Annotated in this window: 17 protein-coding genes; 2 read left to right on the top strand and 15 right to left on the bottom strand. The window is 56.1% G+C overall.

The window, feature by feature from the left end; all coding sequences use genetic code 11:
- Positions 1 to 35: 35 nt before the first annotated feature.
- A complete protein-coding gene (locus QP888_RS11060; RefSeq protein ID WP_350338216.1) occupies positions 36 to 515 on the top strand; it encodes a hypothetical protein in 480 nt (159 codons plus the stop codon).
- Positions 516 to 543: 28 nt separating this feature from the next.
- On the opposite strand, the gene ccsB is transcribed toward QP888_RS11060, so the two are convergent.
- The 15 genes from ccsB to QP888_RS02825 all read right to left on the bottom strand — a co-directional run bounded on the left by ccsB (position 544) and on the right by QP888_RS02825 (position 18137).
- On the bottom strand, positions 544 to 1569 hold the full coding sequence (gene ccsB / locus QP888_RS02895) for a c-type cytochrome biogenesis protein CcsB (RefSeq protein WP_284812042.1): 1026 nt from the start codon (positions 1567 to 1569) through the stop codon (positions 544 to 546).
- A 242-nt stretch (positions 1570 to 1811) separates the two neighbouring features.
- Positions 1812 to 3404, bottom strand: a complete 1593-nt coding sequence (locus QP888_RS02890) for a cytochrome c biogenesis protein ResB (RefSeq protein WP_284812163.1) — start codon at positions 3402 to 3404, stop codon at positions 1812 to 1814.
- A gap of 161 nt (positions 3405 to 3565) precedes the next feature.
- The gene (locus QP888_RS02885) at positions 3566 to 4354 is read right to left on the bottom strand and encodes a cytochrome c biogenesis CcdA family protein (protein WP_284812162.1); all 789 of its coding nucleotides are present in this window, start codon (positions 4352 to 4354) and stop codon (positions 3566 to 3568) included.
- A 120-nt stretch (positions 4355 to 4474) separates the two neighbouring features.
- On the bottom strand, positions 4475 to 5101 hold the full coding sequence (locus QP888_RS02880) for a TlpA family protein disulfide reductase (RefSeq protein WP_284812041.1): 627 nt from the start codon (positions 5099 to 5101) through the stop codon (positions 4475 to 4477).
- Between the two features lie 81 nt (positions 5102 to 5182).
- Complete coding sequence (locus tag QP888_RS02875) at positions 5183 to 5791, bottom strand: histidine phosphatase family protein (RefSeq protein WP_284812161.1); 609 nt, start codon at positions 5789 to 5791, stop codon at positions 5183 to 5185.
- Between the two features lie 162 nt (positions 5792 to 5953).
- Positions 5954 to 7288, bottom strand: coding sequence for a glutamate-1-semialdehyde 2,1-aminomutase (gene hemL / locus QP888_RS02870; RefSeq protein ID WP_284812040.1), 1335 nt, complete (start codon positions 7286 to 7288; stop codon positions 5954 to 5956).
- 328 nt (positions 7289 to 7616) lie between these two features.
- Positions 7617 to 9164 carry a protoporphyrinogen oxidase gene (locus QP888_RS02865; RefSeq protein WP_284812039.1) on the bottom strand — a complete coding sequence of 516 codons (1548 nt, stop codon included), beginning with the start codon at positions 9162 to 9164 and terminating at the stop codon, positions 7617 to 7619.
- Entirely contained in the window at positions 9161 to 9388 is a 228-nt protein-coding gene (locus QP888_RS02860; RefSeq protein ID WP_284812038.1) for a hypothetical protein, read from the bottom strand. Before QP888_RS02860 ends, QP888_RS02865 begins: the two co-directional genes overlap by 4 nt.
- Positions 9378 to 10481 carry a uroporphyrinogen decarboxylase gene (gene hemE, locus QP888_RS02855; RefSeq protein ID WP_284812037.1) on the bottom strand — a complete coding sequence of 368 codons (1104 nt, stop codon included), beginning with the start codon at positions 10479 to 10481 and terminating at the stop codon, positions 9378 to 9380. Before hemE ends, QP888_RS02860 begins: the two co-directional genes overlap by 11 nt.
- 158 nt (positions 10482 to 10639) lie before the next feature.
- Positions 10640 to 11485: a hypothetical protein gene (locus tag QP888_RS02850; protein ID WP_284812036.1), complete on the bottom strand. Its 846-nt coding sequence runs from the start codon at positions 11483 to 11485 to the stop codon at positions 10640 to 10642.
- A 287-nt stretch (positions 11486 to 11772) separates the two neighbouring features.
- Positions 11773 to 12762, bottom strand: coding sequence for a porphobilinogen synthase (gene hemB, locus QP888_RS02845; protein ID WP_284812035.1), 990 nt, complete (start codon positions 12760 to 12762; stop codon positions 11773 to 11775).
- Positions 12763 to 12899: 137 nt separating this feature from the next.
- A complete protein-coding gene (locus tag QP888_RS02840; protein WP_284812034.1) occupies positions 12900 to 14588 on the bottom strand; it encodes a uroporphyrinogen-III synthase in 1689 nt (562 codons plus the stop codon).
- A 422-nt stretch (positions 14589 to 15010) separates the two neighbouring features.
- Positions 15011 to 15904, bottom strand: coding sequence for a hydroxymethylbilane synthase (hemC, locus tag QP888_RS02835; protein ID WP_284812033.1), 894 nt, complete (start codon positions 15902 to 15904; stop codon positions 15011 to 15013).
- Positions 15905 to 16013: 109 nt separating this feature from the next.
- On the bottom strand, positions 16014 to 17546 hold the full coding sequence (locus tag QP888_RS02830; protein WP_502869090.1) for a glutamyl-tRNA reductase: 1533 nt from the start codon (positions 17544 to 17546) through the stop codon (positions 16014 to 16016).
- A gap of 372 nt (positions 17547 to 17918) precedes the next feature.
- Positions 17919 to 18137 (bottom strand): glutaredoxin family protein, encoded by a 219-nt coding sequence (locus QP888_RS02825; protein ID WP_284812159.1) that lies wholly within the window; start codon positions 18135 to 18137, stop codon positions 17919 to 17921.
- A 569-nt stretch (positions 18138 to 18706) separates the two neighbouring features.
- On the opposite strand from QP888_RS02825, the gene QP888_RS02820 reads away from it, so the two are divergent.
- Positions 18707 to 19660, top strand: coding sequence for an HAD-IB family hydrolase (locus QP888_RS02820; RefSeq protein ID WP_502869103.1), 954 nt, complete (start codon positions 18707 to 18709; stop codon positions 19658 to 19660).
- Positions 19661 to 19760: the final 100 nt, after the last annotated feature.

Raw genomic sequence — 19760 nt, 5'->3', positions numbered from 1 at the left:
CTAAGTCGCACCGATCGTGCCGTAAAATAACCCCCATGGGAAAGCTGATCTTGTTAGCACTAATAGTCTTGGCCGCAGTCTTGGTGTGGAAAGCCTTCGGCCCTGCATCGTGGAATCAAAACCGCCAGGCAAATTCTGCTGATCGTCCATCAATCAAGGGGCCGGACGATGATGAAGAGTTCCTGTGGAATATCGAAAAGAACCGATTTAAAGAACGTCGTCGTCAAGAACAAGAACAACAGCAACGCCGCGACGAGCAACAGCGGCAAGAGGGTCAACAGCGCCACGACGGGCAACAACGCAACGAGCATCGACAGCGCGCCGAGGATCAGCAGTACCAAGGCCGAGACCAGAGCGCGTCAGACCGACGATCCGACGCGGGCGATCAGGCGGATCCGAACGCACACGGCGCGCAGCATTCCCGCAATACACCCTCCCAGGACAGCTCATCAGACTCCAACCAGCCGAAGGATTTAGGCGCCCCACGCGACGACGAGAAAACCGACGATCGGTAGAACGAACTTAGCGGCTGCGGCCTAGTTCCTAGTTCAGCCCGGAGTAGGAATGCAAGCCCGACACCACCATGTTGATAAAGAAGAAGTTAAAGATCGTGGTGGCCAGGGCAACAATATTGATCCACGCGGCACGCATGGCACGCCACCCGGCTGTGGCACGGGCATGCAGATACGCCGCGTATAAGATCCAGGAAATTAGAGAAACGGTTTCTTTCGGGTCCCAGTTCCACGGCCTACCCCACGCGGCTTCTGCCCAAATCGCACCCAGCAAGAGCCCCAGGCCAAGCACCGGCAAGGTCACAATCGCAGACTTATAGGCCAGCCCGTCAAGCTTTTTCGCACTCGGCAAAGGCTTCACAATCGCGCCGACAATGCCGTTACTCTCCTCGCCTTGTGGCTGCCAACGTCGCAATAAATACAACAACGAAGCGACACCCGAAAGCATGCCGATGGAACCACCTAAGACGGCAATGCCCACGTGGATCGGCAACCAGAACGAACGCAGCGCTGGAACCAATGGGGCAGATTCTGCATATAGGTGTGAACCGCCAACGAACATCAAGATGATGACGGGAAGCAGCAGCCAGGGCCACAGCACACGCCATTCTTGGCGCTGGCCAATAACCACAGCCGCCACAACCATGGTGAGCAAAGTCAGCATGAGCGAATACTCATACATGTTGCCGAACGGGAACCGGCTGGTCGCCAAGCCACGAGTAAGCACAGCACCGGACTGAACAATAATTCCCAGCCAGATCAGAGTCTGCGCCATACCTGACCACTTGCGGGCACCAGCTTCCAGTTCGTCGACTGTTTTGCCACCGGCCCCTGCATCAGCATCGCGGTTATCGTCGGCAGCGCGACCATCGACAGCGCGGTTATCGTCGGCAGCGCGACCGTCGGCCCCAACGAGTTCGCGTTGCCGGTGTGCGTCGATCACGCTTTTCACCTTGACGTAAAACACCAGGGCAACAACCAGGGCAATCGCATAAATAACGAACGTCGTCCGGAACATCAGGTCCGAGAAGTTGGACAGCGTTTGATCAGCAAGCATTAATTCACACTTTCCTATCGTGATCACGACGTTTCCGGACCAACATCCGCGGATGCCGCAGGAAACATTTGCATTTCAAGCTACCGCAGACCAGCCGTGAACCTCAACTAACGATAGGTTCGACATAATCCTTTCGGATGATGAACGCGTAGCCGCAAAACAGCAAACTCTAAAAATGTCCGCATCCCCAATTTTGCCGATTCACCGGCCATTGGGCCCAACTAAGGCTGACAACGCTTGCGCTAGTCCCGGGAATACAATTCGTCTTCTTCCACATCATCCGGGTCCGGAAGATCAAAAAGCTCCCGGTAGATCCTATCCAGCTCTTCTCCCCAACCAGCGCGGTCAGTACGAGCCAGTCCAGCCATCTCGATACCGGTGGTGCCATCGCCATTATCAGTAAACCGCACCCAAATACGGCGACGCTTAATCACCAGCGAACCTACCAACGACAACAACATCACGATCGTCGACAGCAACACCCAGCGCTGGAAGGGATCGTTCGCGACCTGGTAGTTCGCAAACTCCGAAGCACCGTCGAAAGTCAGCTCAGTACCATCGTCCAGGGTGATGGACTCGCCTACTTCCAGGTTCACACGCTCCAACTTCTGCAACTGGCCACTGTGAATCAGGGTCTGGTCCAGGTCAAAAATTGACTGCGCGATACCCGTATCCAATCCGGCATCACCCCGGTAAACATCAATCGCCACCGCCGGGTCACGCATCTCTGGGAAAGCCGAAGTCAGCAGCTCGCCATTCTCTCCCTGCCAATCAGCCGTCGGCGCGAACAACCCCTGCAGTGCGATCTGGTTCTGCCGGCGCTCATACAGATCTGGGTACATGCCGGCAGGAGGATCGAAACGCATCGCACCGGAAGACAAGAAGTTCACCAAATCATCCGGTCGGAACTGCCAAGTCTGGGTCCGGGTTTCCCCATTAGGCCACTTCACGGTAAACGTCGGCGCAAACCCATGGCCCTGCAAATAAACACGGTCGCCGTCAATACGCAACGGATCATTCACCCGCAACTGGTAGTCGTCCCATGTTTCCGGGTCGGAGAAAATCTCGTCGCCCTGCGCATAGGAAATATCAGAACTGAACATCTCCGCCTGCCCATTAGGCAGATAATCAGCGCGGAAATTATGGGCAATGAAACAGAACGGGTTCAGGCCCGTGCCGTCGAAAAGCGGCCCAGCGCGGAAAGAGTCATAGCTTGAGACGGAAGTATTACAGAATTCAGTGGACTGGTCCAGCTCGACCGCACCATCGTAGCTACCAGATTCAGTAACAATAATGACCTGCCCCTCGTAGTAGACCATGCGCCCTGCAGCCACCGTCACCAAAATGGCAACCAACGCGATGTGGAATAACAAATTCGCCAGCTCACGCCCATAACCGCGCTCTGCAGAAATAGACGGTCTCCCGGCGCGGTCCTCATCGGCACTAAATTCCGAGATACGCCAGCGGCGCAGCAGCCTTAACGTCTCAGTGCGGGCGTCGGCAAGCGACTTGTCCAAGGTGCCCGTGTGGTGATGCGGCATCCGGTGCAAGAAACGCGGGGCTCGAGTCGGACGCGCGCGCCACGCCTTATAGTGATCCCAACTACGCGGGATAATACAGCCGACCAGCGAGGCCGCCAGCAACGTGAAAATCGCGATAAACCACGAGGATTGGAAGACGTCGAAAAGCTGCAACGAATCGTAGACCTCGGCGAGCTTGCCGTTATTCGCGATGTACTCGTTGACGTTGTCCTCATTCAACGAACGCTGCGGCAACAATGCGCCCGGCACCGCGGCTATGGCCAATAGGAACAACAACACCAGCGCCGTACGCATGCTGGTCAGCCAGTTCCAGGCTCGTTTCCACAATCGCCAGGGCAACCAGGATTTGCGCGCGGTAGTGTCCACGGTGAGCTCCTTAAGGAAAATCGCGGGAATAGTCAGCGGGTTGGCTGGCTAGGGTTGAGTGGCTAGGGTGATGGGACAGGGGAGGCAGGCTAAATCAGAGTCGTTCCATAATCAAAAGTCCACTGCTGAATATAGCTAATGAACTCCGCCCACAAGCCCGTCGCCAGCGCGAGACCGACGAGGATCATCAGCACGCCACCGATGGTCTGAATGGTGCGGGAATTCTTGCGCAACCAATCGATAGAGCGCATCGCTTTGGCCGAGCCCAGTGCGAACAGTACAAACGGCAGCCCCAGGCCTAGGCAATAACCGATGATCATGATCACACCCCGGGCCGCGGTGCTGCCTTCGGTACCAGCGGAAATCGAAATGATCGCCGCAAGAGTCGGGCCCAGGCACGGCGTCCAGCCCAAAGCAAACACGCCTCCTAACAGGGGCGCCCCCGCCCAGGTGCTCCATTTTTTCGGTTCAGCACGAGTATCACGCTGCAGAAATTTCACGCCACCCAAAAACACGACCCCCATCAGGATCGTGACGACGCCGCCGACCCGCTGCAAGGTTTCCGCATTGGCATTAATAGCACTTAAAGCACCGAAAACAGAAACCGTCGCCAACAAAAAAACCGTGGTGAACCCAGCGATGAATAGCAGCGATGCACCAACCACGGCCCACTGGCGGCGCTTGGCGACGCGAACACCATAACGGTCATCCAACTCCACCGAGCCACCCGCGACCCCCGCAAGGTAGGAAATGTAGCCAGGGACCAGCGGGACGACGCATGGCGAAGCAAAAGACACGAGCCCGGCCAGCGCGGCGGCAAGAAAGCCCAGAATCAGCGGGCCACTGGCGGCGGCATCCGCAAACGACGACGCAGACACACTAGCACTGGCACTGGCGTGAAAGCTGGCGTTAACGGCTTGTTCGGTAATCACTGGATACAGGTTTTCGAGGTTCAGCAGGTTTACAAACTCCCTAGAAGCTATAGACACGACCGTCGGCTAGCTTTCGTCGAGAAGCGGCAATGCTGCATCAAGAATGTCCTGATCGGTAACTTCCCGCAGGAAAACCGCGGCAGGGCGGTGTTGTTTATCCAAGACGATCGTCGTTGGCACCACAGAAGTCGGAATACCACCCAACGCAGCCGCGGAACGGAACGGCGGATCATAAATCGACGGGTACTCCACGCCGTTATCTTTAACGAAATCCTGCGAGATCGTTTGATTGTAGTCTCGGACGTTAATGCCCAAAACGGTGCCACCGGATTCACTCAGCTTCTCGTGGGCGCGTTGCAGATCATCTACCTCCGCACGACACGGCGCGCACCACTGGCCCCACGAGTTCAGGACGACGACTTCGCCCGCGAAATCATCCAACGCCACGGCGTCACCCTCATCCATCAACGACGGGCCACGCAAGTTAGCGATCGGCTGCCGCTCGGATTCTTCATAGAAGATTTCCGTTTGCCCGCCCGGGGTATGAAACTCGAACGTTCCGCCCACATCAGAAACCGCATTCTTATTGGCTTCTTCCGACGCACACGCAACCAAAGTCAACGACAACGCCCCCGCCACGACAAGCGACGCTGCGGCACGGGAACGTCGGAATGGTCCAAAAGTCGTAATCATAGTACCCCTAGTATCACCCAACATGGCAGTTGAACCAAGTTGGGAACTAGGGCCAGCATCTGAAGGCTTGAGCTGTGTGTGTTAAATCTCCCGGGCCGGGGTGGAATAGCGGATATCAATAATGTCTTTTCCGCTAAATACCAAGCTGGTCACCGACGCCAGGGCACACTCTCGATTCCATGGGGCATGTGCCAACGCCTGGCCGCGCACCGTGCGTTGCACCATAACAATCGGCAATTGGTGAGATACCACAATCCCCTCGTGGCCTTCGGCCTTGTCACGGATATCGTGCACAGCCGCCATCATGCGATCGGCGATGTCCACGAACGGCTCACCCCAGGATGGTTCCAGAGGGTTATACATCTGCGGCCACCGCTTTGGGTTCCACAACTGCGAACGCCACCCCTTCGTGCGCAGGCCTTCAAAATCGTTTCCAGACTCAATCACCTGGGGACATTCCTCGATATCAAGCCCGGTCACTTGAGAGATTGGTTGGGCGGTTTGTTGCGCACGCAGCAACGGCGACGCCGCCAGATATGCCACATCATGGCCTTCGAACGATTTCGCGGTACGTGCCGCCATGGAGTGACCACGCGAGGACAGATGGTAGCCCGGGATACACCCATACAGAATCTTGCCGGGATTAAAGACCTCCCCGTGACGCACCAGGTGGACGATCGTCACTGGAATCTCCGAACCCGTACCACCGGTTTGCTTAGCTTCGTGGGCTGCACGGTGATCGCTGGGTGAGGTGTTCGACATGGGGCAATTCTCCTATTCCGGGTTTTATGGGTCCTGGTCTTGCGGGCCGCGTGACAATCCGACCATCAACCACGCGGTACTCCAACGGTATTAGTCAACCGGCTGTGCGGCAGCGGCAGCCTTCGCGGCCGGGGCCAGTGCCTTTTCCAATATCTCGAAGTCTGCATCACCCAACGCGTCATGAACGAACCAGGTCTCGAAGGCCGAAGGCGGCACTACCACCCCGTTATCCAGCAATGCGTGGAAGAACGGCCCAAACCGGAACGTATCGGCAGCCTGCATATCAGCAAAGTTGCGCCCCTGGCCTTCGGCGAAACGCACGGACAACATGGTGCCGGCACGCTGAATATTGTGGGCAACGCCTTCCGCCTGCAATGCACGCGAAATCATCTCACCGAGTTTGTCCGCATGCCCACCAATACGCTGGTACAGGGATTCGTCGGCAAGCTGGAGCGACTTCGTTCCCGCCGCAACGGCGACCGGATTACCCGACAGGGTTCCGGCCTGGTAGACGGGGCCTTCCGGCGCCAGGTGCGCCATGATGTCAGCACGACCACCAAAAGCAGCGGCAGGCAACCCACCAGAAATAACTTTGCCGAAAGTGACCAGGTCACCAGCCACGCCATCAATGCCGTACCACCCCTGGTACGAGGTACGGAACCCAGTCATAACCTCATCGAGGATCAACAGCGCATCATTGTCGTGGGCGAGTTCCTTCAGCGCCTGGTTAAACCCTTCATCCGGGGCGACGGTTCCCATGTTTCCGGCCGCGGCCTCGGCGATCACCGCCGCAATCTCCCCCGGGTTTTCGGCAAATGCCTGGCGCACAGCATCCACATCGTTGTACGGGACGACGATGGTTTCCGACGCCTGCGCCTTGGTTACGCCTGGAGAATCCGGACTTGACGACGTCAGCACGCCCGAACCAGCAGAAGCCAGCAGGGCATCAACATGACCGTGGTAGCAGCCCTGGAACTTGATGATCTTGCTCTTGCCGGTATATCCGCGCGCCAAGCGCACGGCGGTCATCGTCGCTTCGGTACCCGAATTAACCAGGCGAACCTTGTCGACGGCGGTACGCTGAGCAATCAGCTCTGCCAGTTCCACCTCACCGGTGGTTGGGGTGCCGAAACCAAGTCCTTTTTCGGCGGCCCGGGTGACAGCCGCAACGATCTCTGGATGAGCATTGCCATGGATTCCTGGGCCGTAAGAACACAGCAAATCGACGTACTCAATTCCATCCACGTCGAATAAGCGGGAGCCTGTGCCGTGATGAATAAACCGGGCGGTACCGCCGACCGCGTCGAATGTGCGGGCTGGAGAGTTCACCCCACCTGGGGTTATCTCCACCGCGCGGCGGAACCACTCCTCTGAACGAGCAGAAGGTAATCCGGTACCAGCAGCATCTGAATTGTTCTGAGTCATGCACCCTAGTCTACGGGGTTCCTACACTCACGAGATCACTGACGGGGTGACTGACAAGGTCACTGACGAGGTTCGCAGTCTCTGCGCATCTTTCTGCCAAAACTTACGAGCTCTCATAGTACGAGCTATCAGAGCACGACCTATCAAAGTTTGAGCCTTGTCGGAACGGGCGACCTCCCAGCGTTTGCGACCTGCCAGAGGTGGAACCTGTCAGGACTTGGGACCTCCCCGAGGTTGCAACCTCCCGGAGGTTGCGGCCTGCCAGCACTTGTGACCTCTCCGAGGTTGCGAGCTGCCGGAGGTGGAACTTGCCAGAGGTGGTGTCCTTCTACAGCTGTCGGGCTAGCTCCCGTGCCGTCTTACGCGCATGCGCAATCACTGCCGGCACACCGACCCCACCAGCCCACGCACCAGTAGCAGCGATGCGGTCGGCCTCGGCAAGCTCGGCTTCCGCACGACGCACAGTTTCTGTGTGCGTGTGATCATAGCGCGGTAATCCTCCGAACCACCGCTGCGTGTAGATCTCTTCAACCCCAGCGGCACGACCATCAAACCCGGTAATCGCAACGAGATCATCGAGCGCATGATCAACCAGCTCATCTTCCTGCGCCCGCGTAATCGCATCCTCACCGAAACGGCCGAAGCTAGCACGCACAATCGTTCCCCGCTGCGCCAAATGCGGCCACTTCCGCGACGACAAGGTGAACGCCTTCGCTGTCACACCCGGTTGATCCGCAGCAACGAGGATCCCAGAATTTTCTGGAAGCGCGTTTCCTTCTGGGTCCACATCCGAAGCAAAACGCAGACCCACGACAGCAGAACTAGCCAATTTGATAGAACTCATGGCCTCCGCAGCCTTCACAGTAGCGCCAGGTAGAGATTTCAAGATGCGCGAAGCCATCGGAGCCGGCGTTGCAACGAGGACGGCGTCGTAAAGAGTCTCATCCACGCCCATGCCCACCAGACGGTACTGCGGGCGAGCCATATCTGTTGACTCAGAAACCGCAGCGATCCCAGTGACAAAAGTCTCCAGGTAAATCTCAGCATCCGAGGCTTCCGCCAAACGCTCATACAAGCTGGCGTAGCCATTGCGGAACGTGCCAAAAACCGGGGCTGGTTTCGACTCCGGGGTTGATTTTGCTTCAGGTTTCACCTCGCGGTCGGACTTATTGAGCGCCTGGGCTGGACTATTCGGCTCCTGGGTAACCGAAGAATCATACGACAAAGAGCCAGCCTTGTTCCCAGAAGAAACCACCCGCGCGACAGCGGCACTCAGCGTCACCGGCTCACCCGCGCGAGCCAAAGCATCCAGGGCATTGGCCAGAGCAGGAACAGTGGCACGAATACCCAAATCATCCGCACCACAGGAATACACCCCGCCCAACAAAGCCGAAACGCAGCGGTCCACAACCTCATCACTGTAACGATCGCGCACCAACAAGCCGAGGCTTTGATCTCCGCCAACCTCCCAACCAATCGGCTCGCGTTGAGCTTCCGCATCAATAGCCGTGACCGTTTCCGGGCTAACCACACCGGCCACAGACTCTCCCGACGCCGGAATCCCCATCACACCACCGGCAGGCAGCACATGGTGTGCGCCCTGGGCATACAACACCGGACGCAGCCCCGAGGGATAAACAATCTCGTCGGCAAGGCCCAATTCCGCGAAAAACTCATGGGCGTCATCCCGCCGAGCCAAAAACGCCTCTGCCCCCATGTCAACAGGACCACCATCGAAAGGCACGGTGTGCAGCTTTCCACCAATACGCTCCGAACCTTCCCAAACATCAATCTGAGCCGAGGGCAGTTCCTGGCGCAGCTGATAAGCAGCAGTCAGGCCGGCGAGTCCGGCTCCAATAATGGCACAGCGGGTCATGGGAAAATCACTCCGAGTAGGTCAAATATAGGTTGATATGGGTCAAATCTCAGTTTGGCCAGAGCATGGGCATCATAGGTGGAGGAAGGCTGCGACAGTTCGCGGCTGTTACCGGAGGCCATGGTTTGCAGCGCGATCATGTCTGGAGGCACAGTCGTCAAGGTGGGCTTTACTGGTGCTTTCAGGCTTTGTTCAGGATTTTGTTCAGGCTTTTTATTTTTCATGCTTTTCCGGGGCAGCAACCGCCCCGGTCTCGACACTATGAATAAGCTCGACGGCCTTCGTAATATCTTCCGGCACAGTATTAGGTAACACGCCATGCCCGAGGTTAAAAATGTGGCCAGTCGCGTGACCAACAGCAATCGCGTCAGCAGCTTCGCCTTTAATACGGGTAATCTCGCGTGCCATTGCCTGCTCACCGCTGAACAAAATCGCAGGATCCAAGTTACCCTGCAACACCCGCGGCCCCACAGCACTGTGAATACGCTCAGCCGCACTGTCCATCGGAACACGCCAATCCACACCCATAACTTCTGAACCAGCCTCGCTCATCGCGCCAAGTAATTCTCCCGTGCCGACGCCAAAGTGGATACGCGGGATCTCACCATCCACAGTCTCAAGGATGCGCTGCGAATAGGGCAGCACGAATTCTCGATAATCGCGTTCTGTGAGATATCCAGCCCAGGAATCAAACAACTGCATGGCATCGATGCCCGCGGCAATCTGGGTCTGTAAAAAACAGGTTACCGTCGGGGTGATCTTTTCCATCAGCAAATGCCAGGTATCCGGGTCTGATTGCATCAGCGATTTCGTGCGCTCATGGTTTTTCGACGGCCCCCCTTCCACGAGGTAGCTAGCCAAAGTAAACGGAGCTCCAACGAAACCAATGAGCGCCTGGGAATCCGTAAGCTCATCGAGAATAAGTCCAATGCCCTCTGCTACCTCCGCGATGTCATCGTCGAGCACCGGCAGGTTGCGCACATCCTGTGGGGTGCGCACGGCATGTGCCATCACAGGACCGCGCCCCGGAACAATTTCGACGTCAATGCCCGCTGCTTTCAAAGGGATGACAATGTCAGAAAACAAAATTGCGGCATCGACATCGTGGCGGCGGACTGGCTGCATGGTAATTTCCGCAAGCATGTCGGGCTTAAAACATGCATCCAGCATGCCGGTTCCTTCACGTAGCTCGCGATACTCGGGAAGGCTCCGGCCAGCCTGGCGCATAAACCACACAGGGGTGCGGCTCGGGGTGCGGCCGTGAGCAGCAGCAAGAAAAGGCGAATTATTCAAATTCCGACGCGTCATAGCCCCCATTATCCATGAGGTCGCGACCTAGAACGAAACCGGAATCCAAGGCTTCATAGGATTCAGGGCAATTAATGGAGTTCAGGGCCCTGGACGTAATCGGGGCCTTGGAGGCAGTCAGGACAATGAGTAGTCAGGACAATGAGTAGTCAGGACAATGCTGGTGTTCAGCGGCTCAGAGATATTTCACTAGACCGGGCGTCTTGTGTACTCCCCGGTTTCTCAGGTTTCTCAGGTTTCTTAGTCTCCGGCGCCTTATTGGCGCCTTTCAGTTTCTTCTCCGACTGCTTTTTGGCTTGCTTTTCTTTTTTCTTCTGCAGGCGACGTTCCTGTTCGGCACGAAGCTCTTGTTCCATCTGCCGCATGCGTTCTAATTCGCCCGTATAATCAAGCGTCTCATTACGTCCGCCAAAGATGAGTGTGAGAACAGCAGCGACACCAACCAGCACCTGCAAATTACCGTCAATGATGTAGAACGCTTCCGGAATATCCGACAAAGGGTTGCCCGAAGATCCGAAAATCAAAACCAGCCGAAACGTAAAATACAGGGCAAAGAAAAACAGCATCCGCCGCCCCAATCCGGCCCGTTTATGCTGTGTATTAACCAAATACAGCATCGTTGCCAGCAGCCCCAACAACAGCACCGAGATAAGCCCCATCAAAACAATCGAGCCGTAGACACCAAAGTTCAGCAGATTCTCGCTGATGGTTTGGCCACTTTCTTCAATGCTGCTGGCAGCCTGCGCCTGCAGCTCGGATGGATCCCACAACGCCAAAGCTACGTTCAGGATTTGATGGATAAGCTCCACGAGTAAAATGCCCGCCCACAGCCGGACATACAGCCGAACGGAATCCGGCTGGTCCGGGCGATCAGATTTCTGCGAGCTGCGCTTCGGGGCGTGTTCTTTCACCCCCTGCCCCTGGCGCCCGTGCCCTTTCGGCCGCGCTGCCCCCGATGCATCAACGTTTGTGCTTACGACATTCTTTGTGTTTCCAGCATTATGCATGCTCACTGCATCCTTTGCCGTTGGGCCGATCACGGGAGATTGGGACTGCATATTCACCATAGGGTGCACCTTATACACTGCGTGATTTTTGTGCACGACCGCAGGCAGAGCTCACCCACCCGGTGGCAAGCTACAGCTTGCTCGGCTGCTCGCTACTGTTGGCAATCACTGGCAATCATTGGCTGCTTCTAGCTGCCACTCGCTACTGGTAGCAACTACTAATTGCTACTGGTTACTGCTGACAATTACCGGTTACTACCAATTACTACCGGCTACTAACAGCTACTGCTGGGTTACTGCTGGTTCAACATCCGCGCAGCATCGGTGGCGAAATACGTCAGGATTTGATTCGCCCCTGCACGCTTAATGCTCAACAACGATTCCATCATGGCAGCGTCGCGATCAACCCAGCCATTGAGGCCAGCAGCCTGGATCATCGAATACTCACCAGAAACCTGGTAGGCGGAGACCGGAGCCGGTGAAAATTCAGCAATCTCGCTGATAATATCCAGATACGCCAAAGCAGGCTTCACCATGACAAAGTCCGCGCCTTCATCGATATCCAGCTGTGCCTCCAGCAAGGACTCCCGGCGGTTAGCAGGATCCTGCTGATAAGTACGACGATCGCCTTGTAAGGACGAACCAACTGCCTCACGGAACGGTCCAAAATACGCCGAGGCATATTTCGCGGAGTAAGCCATAATCGCAACGTCCTTAAAGCCTGCAGCGTCCAGCCCTTCGCGGATAGCTGCAACCTGCCCATCCATCATTCCGGATGGCGACACCAAGTGTGCGCCAGCAGATGCCTGGCTTACTGCCATATCGACATAGCAGTCGACCGTCGCGTCGTTGAGCACCCCTCCGTCGGCGTCGAGAAGCCCACAATGTCCATGGCTGGTGAATTCATCCAGACAGGTATCGGCCATGATTAATAAGTCGTTGCCGAATTCTTTCCGCAGGTGCGCAATAGCTCGGTTGAGGATGCCGTTTTCTGCCCAGGCCTGGGAACCATTCTCGTCTTTGTCTTCGGCGAGCGGAACGCCAAACAAATCAACGCAACGCACCCCCTGCTCTAGGGTTTGTTCTGCCGCGCGGGTCAGGGAATCAAAAGTGTGCTGGTAGACACCAGGCATCGCCGAGATCGCGTTCGGTTCCTCCAACCCATCAGCGATGAAGATCGGGAGAATGAAATCAGCAGGGCGCAGGTGCGTTTCCGCAGTAAGCTCGCGCAGTGCTGGGGTGGTGCGTAGGCGACGAGGTCGTCGGGATAGAGGGTAATCCACTTCGGGGACCTTCCTTAATTTCCATATTGGGGTGCTGGCTTAGCGCTAGGTCAAAATTGGCGCTAGAGCAGAATCGACGTTAGGGCACGATCGGTATGGGACAGGGCAGGCTCTAGGCTAAATGTTAATACCGAGCCTTAGCTCAGGCTTGTCGACGAAGCAGCCTTCCGCCGCGTACGGCGTTTTTTCCTCGGAGCCGGCAAGTTACCGGTCGCGCGCAAGTGCGCAACGTGATCCGCCAAAGCGTCGATAAGATGCGGAACATCGGCAACTTCAGGGACCACGTCGACACGCAACCCCACCTCTTCTGCCGCCGCTTTCGCCATCGGCCCAATACAAGCGATGATCGTACGCTGATGTGGTTTACCAGCGATTCCTACGAGGTTGCGCACTGTTGATCCGGACGTGAACGCCACCGCATCGAAACCACCAGTTTTGATCATGTCGCGGGTTTCCGCCGACGGCGGGGCTGCGCGCACAGTCCGGTAGGCCACCACGTCATCGACTTCCCAGCCCAGCGCCTCCAGGCCTTCCACCAAAGCGTCGCCAGCGATATCAGCACGTGGCAGGAGCACACGGCCCACGGCGTCGATATCTTCCACATAAGGTGGGAACGATTCCACCAGACCATGGGCATTTTGCGAATCGGCTTTCGGCAGGGCCTCGGGCACCATGCCTTTTTCGCGGATCGCCTCCGCGGTTTTTCCTCCCACAGCGGCCAGGTGCACACCTGCAAAATCGCGGGCATCCAAACCCAAGTCAGCAATTTTGTCCCACACAACCTTGACCGCATTCACACTGGTGAACACGACCCACTTATAACGGCCTTCCACGATGCCTTTGATCGCGCGGTCCATCTGGGCTGGATTTCGCGGCGGTTCCACGGAAATCGTCGGCACTAATTGTGGAATAGCGCCATAGGATGCCAGCTGTGCTGACATAGGGCCTGCTTGTTCCTTCGTGCGTGGCACAAGTACACGCCACCCATACAACGGACGATTTTCCCACCACGAATACTTGGACCGGTCATCGAAGCTGCGCCCCAACGTCACCACCAAGGTCCCGTCAAGTTCAGCATTCAACTTGCCCAACGTTTCCAGGGTGGCCTCGTAAGTGCGTTGCAGCCGGGTGGTTCCGTTAACCGTCACAAACGCGGGGGTATCAACACTCATCCCACGAGCTGTGAGTTCCTCGGCGATCGTCGGGAGTTCCGAGGCAAAGGTTTGCAGCACGATGGGCTGGGTTGCCACAGATAGTTGATCCCAGTCGACGTCGCCGTCAGTCATGTCAGCTTCAGTGTAGGTTGAACCCAATGCCAAACCCGCGAACGACGGCACGGTGGATGGCAGTGACATACCGGGCACGACTTGGAATTCCATGCCCGCAGCACTAACTGCAGAAATTTCTGCCAGAATCGTTTCTCGGTTCAATGGATTTCCCGAGACCAATCGGATGATGTCACTGCCGTCGGCGTCTGTTAATGCAGAACGCATTTGCTCTACAACTTGTTCAGAGCCGGCAAATTCCCGAATATCTGCAGCCGTGGGAGCCGCTGGACGCGGTGGTTTCCTGCGCGCACCCTGGGCTTTCGCTTCAGCACACAGGCGAGCATATTCTTGCTCTGCGGCATCCAGTTTCTCCTGCGGCACGGGCAGTGCCGAGCCGACAACTTCACGTACTCCGGCAAGCACTTGCGAGTCGGCGACCGCAATGGCGTTGTACGCGAGCACTTCCCTAGCGCGAACTGTCAGAAGGTCCGGGTTGCCGGGTCCGGCGCCGACGAACACCACTTTGCCTTGGTGTGCGACGGAGGGGGCGTTACTCATATAGACCTTTTCTACGCGCGGTCACGGACAGAAAACAAAAATAAATCACGACGAGGCGCCATCACCTGTGGTTTTGCCCTTAACCGGACCCAAACCGATGACAGCACAATATCGTGTGGTAGTACCAGCTTAAAGTAGACGCTGTAAAACTAAAAAACAAACGGATTAGTCAGGGTTCACTGGGTGTTGCCAATAAGCCGCAAGCTCGCGAAACATCATTCCTGTGCCCACACCTCAAACGAGACGTAGACTGAGAGCCTTCACGCAGAACACGAACGGGCTCCGAGTTGTTCGTTCATTCGGTAACGTCCCAGTCTGTGCGTACCCCAGTCCAGGCATAACCCAGTCCGTGCGTACCCCGGTTAGGTCGTGTACCAGATAGGTCGTGCACCAGTTAGGTCCAGGTCACGAGCAGGTGCTGTTTAGGATTCACCCAACAGCTCCGCAGCTCCGTCGGCAAGCAACGTCTGGGAAATTTCTTCACCGATTGCAATCGGGTCAGTGCCACTGGCAGTGGCGCGCAATCGCTTGCTCCCATCCAATGCGAATACCCCACCGTGTGCCGTAATAATCCCGGTTTCTGCAGCAAACGTGGAATAGGCAGCCACCGGCGCAGTGCACCCGGCTTCCAGACGGTTGAGAACCACCCGTTCTGCTAATGCGCAATCCCGGTCAACCTCGCTAATGAGCTTGTCGACGACTGCAACTACCTCTGCATCATCTGCACGCACTTCCACAGCCAGGGCCCCCTGCGCCGGAGCCGGCATGATTTCATCCGCGGCAAAAACCTGCGTTGCTTTGTCCTGGTAACCGTTGCGAATTAACCCTGCATAGGCCAAAACCACTGCATCGAGTTCGCCATCATCGATCTTTCCCATGCGAGTTTCGATATTGCCACGCAACGGCCGAATGTCCAGATCCGGGCGCAATGCCAATAGCTGCGAAATCCTCCGAGGTGCCGAGGTACCAACACGCGAGCCTTTTGGCAATTCATCTAGGTTCATACCATCACGCGCAATGAGTGCTTCTCGGTTATCCGCGCGTTTCGGGATAACCAGGTGGAATCGTTCATCGGCAGCCGTCGGCAAGTCCTTAAACGAGTGTACTGCCACGTCACACTGTCCGGCAGCCAACGCCTCGCGCAGCTTTTGGGTAAAGACTCCGACCCCAATCCGCTCGACTGGCGCCATATTCACATCGCCTTCAGTCTTAACAATCTTCAGCTCCGCCTGCGCACCGGCCGCAATAATCCAGTCTCGGACATGCCCAGCCTGTGTGGTGGCTAGTTTCGAGCCACGGGTACCGATCTGCAACATGTTCTACTCCTTATCTGTGTCGAGAACTCTCTAGTTTTAGTTCGAGGCTAGCTTTCTGGTTCTAGTTCGAGCTCTAGCTCTCTATTTCTAGCTCTCTAGGTCTATCCCTCTAGCTCTGATGAGGCGGCCGGTGAAAACCGGTAGACGTGGAAAATTTGGTTGATGCCGAGGTCTCAGCTTCTGAATTGCTGCTATTGCTGCCCATCGCGATGACTTCCTGCACCGAGGGCAACTCATTTGCATCTACCGAAACAGGACTACCGTCGATTTCCAGACCAAACATCTCTTGTAGCGCAGTTTCGTGGCTGACAGCGCCGGATTCCGCGGCCAGCTTTTTCGCTCGTACTGTGGGCTCGTGCAACAGCTTGTCGACGGCCCGCCTAATCGCGATCTGCACTTGCGCGAAGTCATCGTCTGACATGTTTGGGCGACGTTGCCGCAACCGAGCCATTTCACATTCAACCACTCCCGCGGCGTGTTTACGCAGAGCCGAAACTGCCGGCACCACTTCACGCACGCGCTGCTCTGAGGCAAAAGACTGGAGCTCCTCGCGCACGATCCGCTTAGCGTCCTGATGTCCGATTGTGGTGTCTTCTTCTTCGCTTTGCGACGTCAACGACTGGTGCAACCGCTCAATATTTACCAGGTCTACACCTGGAAGATCTGCCGTATCGTCAGCGATATCCCGCGGCAACGACAGATCAATCAAAACGACGTGGTCGCGTCGTATGTCAGGGAAGGATGCCCGCTCGACGGTGTAATTATCGGCACCGGTTGCCGAGACGATGATATCTACCTCCCCGTACGCCCTATAGCGGTCTGCAAAATCCACGGCTTCTGCTCGGACACCGGCCTGATGCGCGTGGTCTACAAGGTTGTCGGCACGCTCGCGTGTCCGGTTGGCAACGATAAGTTTGTCAACGCCCAATCGGCCCAAATGCGTTGCAGCAAGCGAAGCCATGGCTCCGGCTCCTAATACCAAAGCTGTGCGGCCGATCAACAGGGGTTCGTCAGCACGATTCACATTCGATATCGTCCGAGGGGCCGCAGCGGATTGGTTGGCGGTGGATCGGTTTGTAGTAACTTCGAATTTTTTGTCCGGAGAAAGGTCCATGTATTGCAGGGCTTCATTCAACGCCACCGTCACCATAGACGCACCGGCTTCGTCGATATCGGTCTCAGTGTGCACCCTTTTACCGGCGCGTAACGCAGATTGGGCAAGAGCATGAAGAGTTTTCCCGGCGGTGTTTGCGGCTGCTGCCCGTTGGTAAGCCTGGCGCACCTGGCCAATGATCTGTTGTTCACCAACCACCATCGAATCCAGACCCGCGGCGACCACCATCATGTGCTCAGCGGCGGCATCCGCATATCGCACGTAGAGATAGCCGCGGAGTTCATCGATATCAATCCCCGAAACTCGATGCAGCACCTCCACCACATCCTGTACGCCCGAGTGGAATGAATTAGTGACGCAATAGACCTCAAGGCGGTTACAGGTCGAAATAATCATCGCCTCAGTCAACGATGGGGTGGCTACAAGCGCGGCAGCTGTCTCCTCGCGTTGCATGCCATCCACGCTCAGTCGCTCCAATAAAGCGACCGGAGCCGAACGATGGGACATTCCCACGACGAGCACGCTCACATTTTCCTCCGCTATCTCGTAATTCAGCTGTTGCCGTTCCGCTACACCCCTGGTTTAGCGTAACGCTGTACTGAGGGTTTCAGCATTAGGCTTCTACTCAAGAACTTCACGACCGATTCTGGCCATCATATCAACCAAAAGGATAGTCCCAGGGGCCACCGAAAGCAGAATCATGTATCACTGCGGCTTTATCGGCCCCATCCCTTTTGTTCGCTACTTCTATCTCAGCTTAAGAATTACGCGAGATACTCATCGACGTTTTATGCCGTTTTATGTCTCTGCAATCAACCGCGGGCATCAATCACAGTCATTAACCGTAATCATCAACTACAGCCATCAACCGCAAGCTTTGGGCCACCCCTGCCCCTCGGGTTATTCAGCTAAGGCCTGCTGTAATTCTTCATTATCAACTTCCCAACACGAAAATTCCTCGCCGTCGAGAACTACGACTGGAACACGATCACCGAATTCCATAGCCAGCTCAGCATCTTCGTCAACGTTGCGCACCACTAAACTGGCTCCAGCAGCAGTAATAATTGGTGCTATCTGTTCACGGACGCGAACACACGACCCACAATTCGTACGGACCATAAGCTCTACCGCATGCGCTGAATTGGCTTCATCGCACACCTGGCGGAAAGTTCTTTCTTCGGCGGCATCTGACGAAGAATTTGGTACAGACTCAGTTGCCCTGCCTTTCCTTGTCCCTGAATTCGTGTCAGCATTCGCGGGCTCCGTCCGTCGTACGGGATATTCCATGTTTCAACCCACCTTCCTCGGTCAATAATCCTCGGTTAATAGTGAATGGTTCTCTAGTCTTTCGATCGTCGCTCTTTCGATCGTCCCAGATTGTGCGCCTCGCGTGTCTTGGTTTTCTCCACCACTGCAGCGATGCGCACAAAGGCCAATGCTCACAGTGATTTCCCCACCAATTCCGTGGCGGCTTACTCGTATGGCGGCTTACTCGTATTGTAGGGCAGTTCTTGTTGGGCGGTTCTTGTAGAGCAGTTCTTGTAGGACGGTTTGCATAAACGGGTAGTCTTTAAACCGTGAATTTTTTGTCTGATCCTGACGGCGGCGGGCTGAACTCGGCAGAAGATTTCCTCGCAGAATGGTCTGCTAGTCGCGGGAATCTACGACGTTTTTTGGAAAACACGGTAATGCCACCGTTGGACGAGGCACATCAGCAAGAAGCTGGCGAAGCGGCCGCTACTAATGCAATCAATAAAACCTTTGGCATTGAACTCCCCGAATTCGACTCGGGCGTAGCTTCTGTTTCGGGTTCAGTGGAAGCCGCAGGAAGCTTCAAGCTCACACAACCGGATCCGGATATCCCACAGGACACCGGCGCAGCGGCATTTTTCGATGTTGACAACACGCTGATCCAGGGCTCTTCTTTGGTAGTTTTAGCCATGGGGTTAGCGCGGAAAAGGTTTTTCCGCCTGCGAGACATCGTTCCCATCGCATGGAAGCAAATTAAGTACCGCGTTACCGGCTCAGAAAACATTTCGGACGTGGCTGATGGGCGTGAGTTGGCGCTGGAATTTATCAGAGGCCGCACGGTTGAAGAACTCAATGACATTTGCCAAGAAATCGTCGACTCTCGAGTGGCAGATAAGGCTTATCCGGCTACTCGCGAGCTAGCGAACAAGCACCTGGCCGCTGGGCAACAGGTATGGCTCGTGACAGCAACCCCGGTGCTGCTGGCACAGATTCTAGCCCAACGATTCGGTTTCACGGGTGCACTGGGCACTGTTCCAGAGGTGAAGGATGGCAAATTCACCGGACGCTTGGTGGGCGATATTTTGCACGGCCCGGGTAAAAAACACGCGGTTGCGGCTTTGGCGGCGATGGAAAAACTCGATCTGGAGCGCTGCACCGCCTATTCTGATTCGATTAATGACATCCCCATGCTGACGATGGTGGGCACAGCCGTCGCTATTAATCCAGATCGCGATCTGCGCAAGGAAGCCGAATCCCGTGGGTGGCAAGTCAACGACTACCGCTCACTGCGCAAAGCCGTCCGCTCGTTCGGCCTGCCTGCCCTGATCACCGCCCTATTTTCTTATGGTGCGTACGGCGGTTGGAAAATCTGGGGCCCAACGAAGAAGTAGCGCCACACCAATTAATTCCTCCTAACCAAATCCTCGTAACCGATTCCTCCTAGCCAACTACTCCTAGCGCAACCCTGCTTTGCCCCAAGCTGTGGATAAC

The sequence above is a fragment of the Corynebacterium sp. MSK297 genome (assembly GCF_030232885.1).
Taxonomy (GTDB): Bacteria; Actinomycetota; Actinomycetes; order Mycobacteriales; family Mycobacteriaceae; genus Corynebacterium.
Note: the sequence above shows the minus strand (reverse complement) of the source record. Positions and strands in the feature narration are given on the sequence as shown.

Bases quoted from the DNA above. Each gene is read 5' to 3' on its own strand.
- hemL (WP_284812040.1), bottom strand. From the start codon at position 7,288: ATGACTCAGAACAATTCAGATGCTGCTGGTACCGGATTACCTTCTGCT.
- QP888_RS11060 (WP_350338216.1), top strand. From the start codon at position 36: ATGGGAAAGCTGATCTTGTTAGCACTAATAGTCTTGGCCGCAGTCTTG.
- QP888_RS02820 (WP_502869103.1), top strand. From the start codon at position 18,707: ATGCCACCGTTGGACGAGGCACATCAGCAAGAAGCTGGCGAAGCGGCC.
- QP888_RS02840 (WP_284812034.1), bottom strand. From the start codon at position 14,588: ATGAGTAACGCCCCCTCCGTCGCACACCAAGGCAAAGTGGTGTTCGTC.
- QP888_RS02890 (WP_284812163.1), bottom strand. From the start codon at position 3,404: ATGCGTACGGCGCTGGTGTTGTTGTTCCTATTGGCCATAGCCGCGGTG.
- QP888_RS02865 (WP_284812039.1), bottom strand. From the start codon at position 9,164: ATGACCCGCTGTGCCATTATTGGAGCCGGACTCGCCGGCCTGACTGCT.
- hemC (WP_284812033.1), bottom strand. From the start codon at position 15,904: ATGTTGCAGATCGGTACCCGTGGCTCGAAACTAGCCACCACACAGGCT.
- ccsB (WP_284812042.1), bottom strand. From the start codon at position 1,569: ATGCTTGCTGATCAAACGCTGTCCAACTTCTCGGACCTGATGTTCCGG.
- QP888_RS02880 (WP_284812041.1), bottom strand. From the start codon at position 5,101: ATGATTACGACTTTTGGACCATTCCGACGTTCCCGTGCCGCAGCGTCG.
- QP888_RS02825 (WP_284812159.1), bottom strand. From the start codon at position 18,137: ATGGTCCGTACGAATTGTGGGTCGTGTGTTCGCGTCCGTGAACAGATA.
- hemE (WP_284812037.1), bottom strand. From the start codon at position 10,481: ATGGGGGCTATGACGCGTCGGAATTTGAATAATTCGCCTTTTCTTGCT.
- QP888_RS02860 (WP_284812038.1), bottom strand. From the start codon at position 9,388: ATGAAAAATAAAAAGCCTGAACAAAATCCTGAACAAAGCCTGAAAGCA.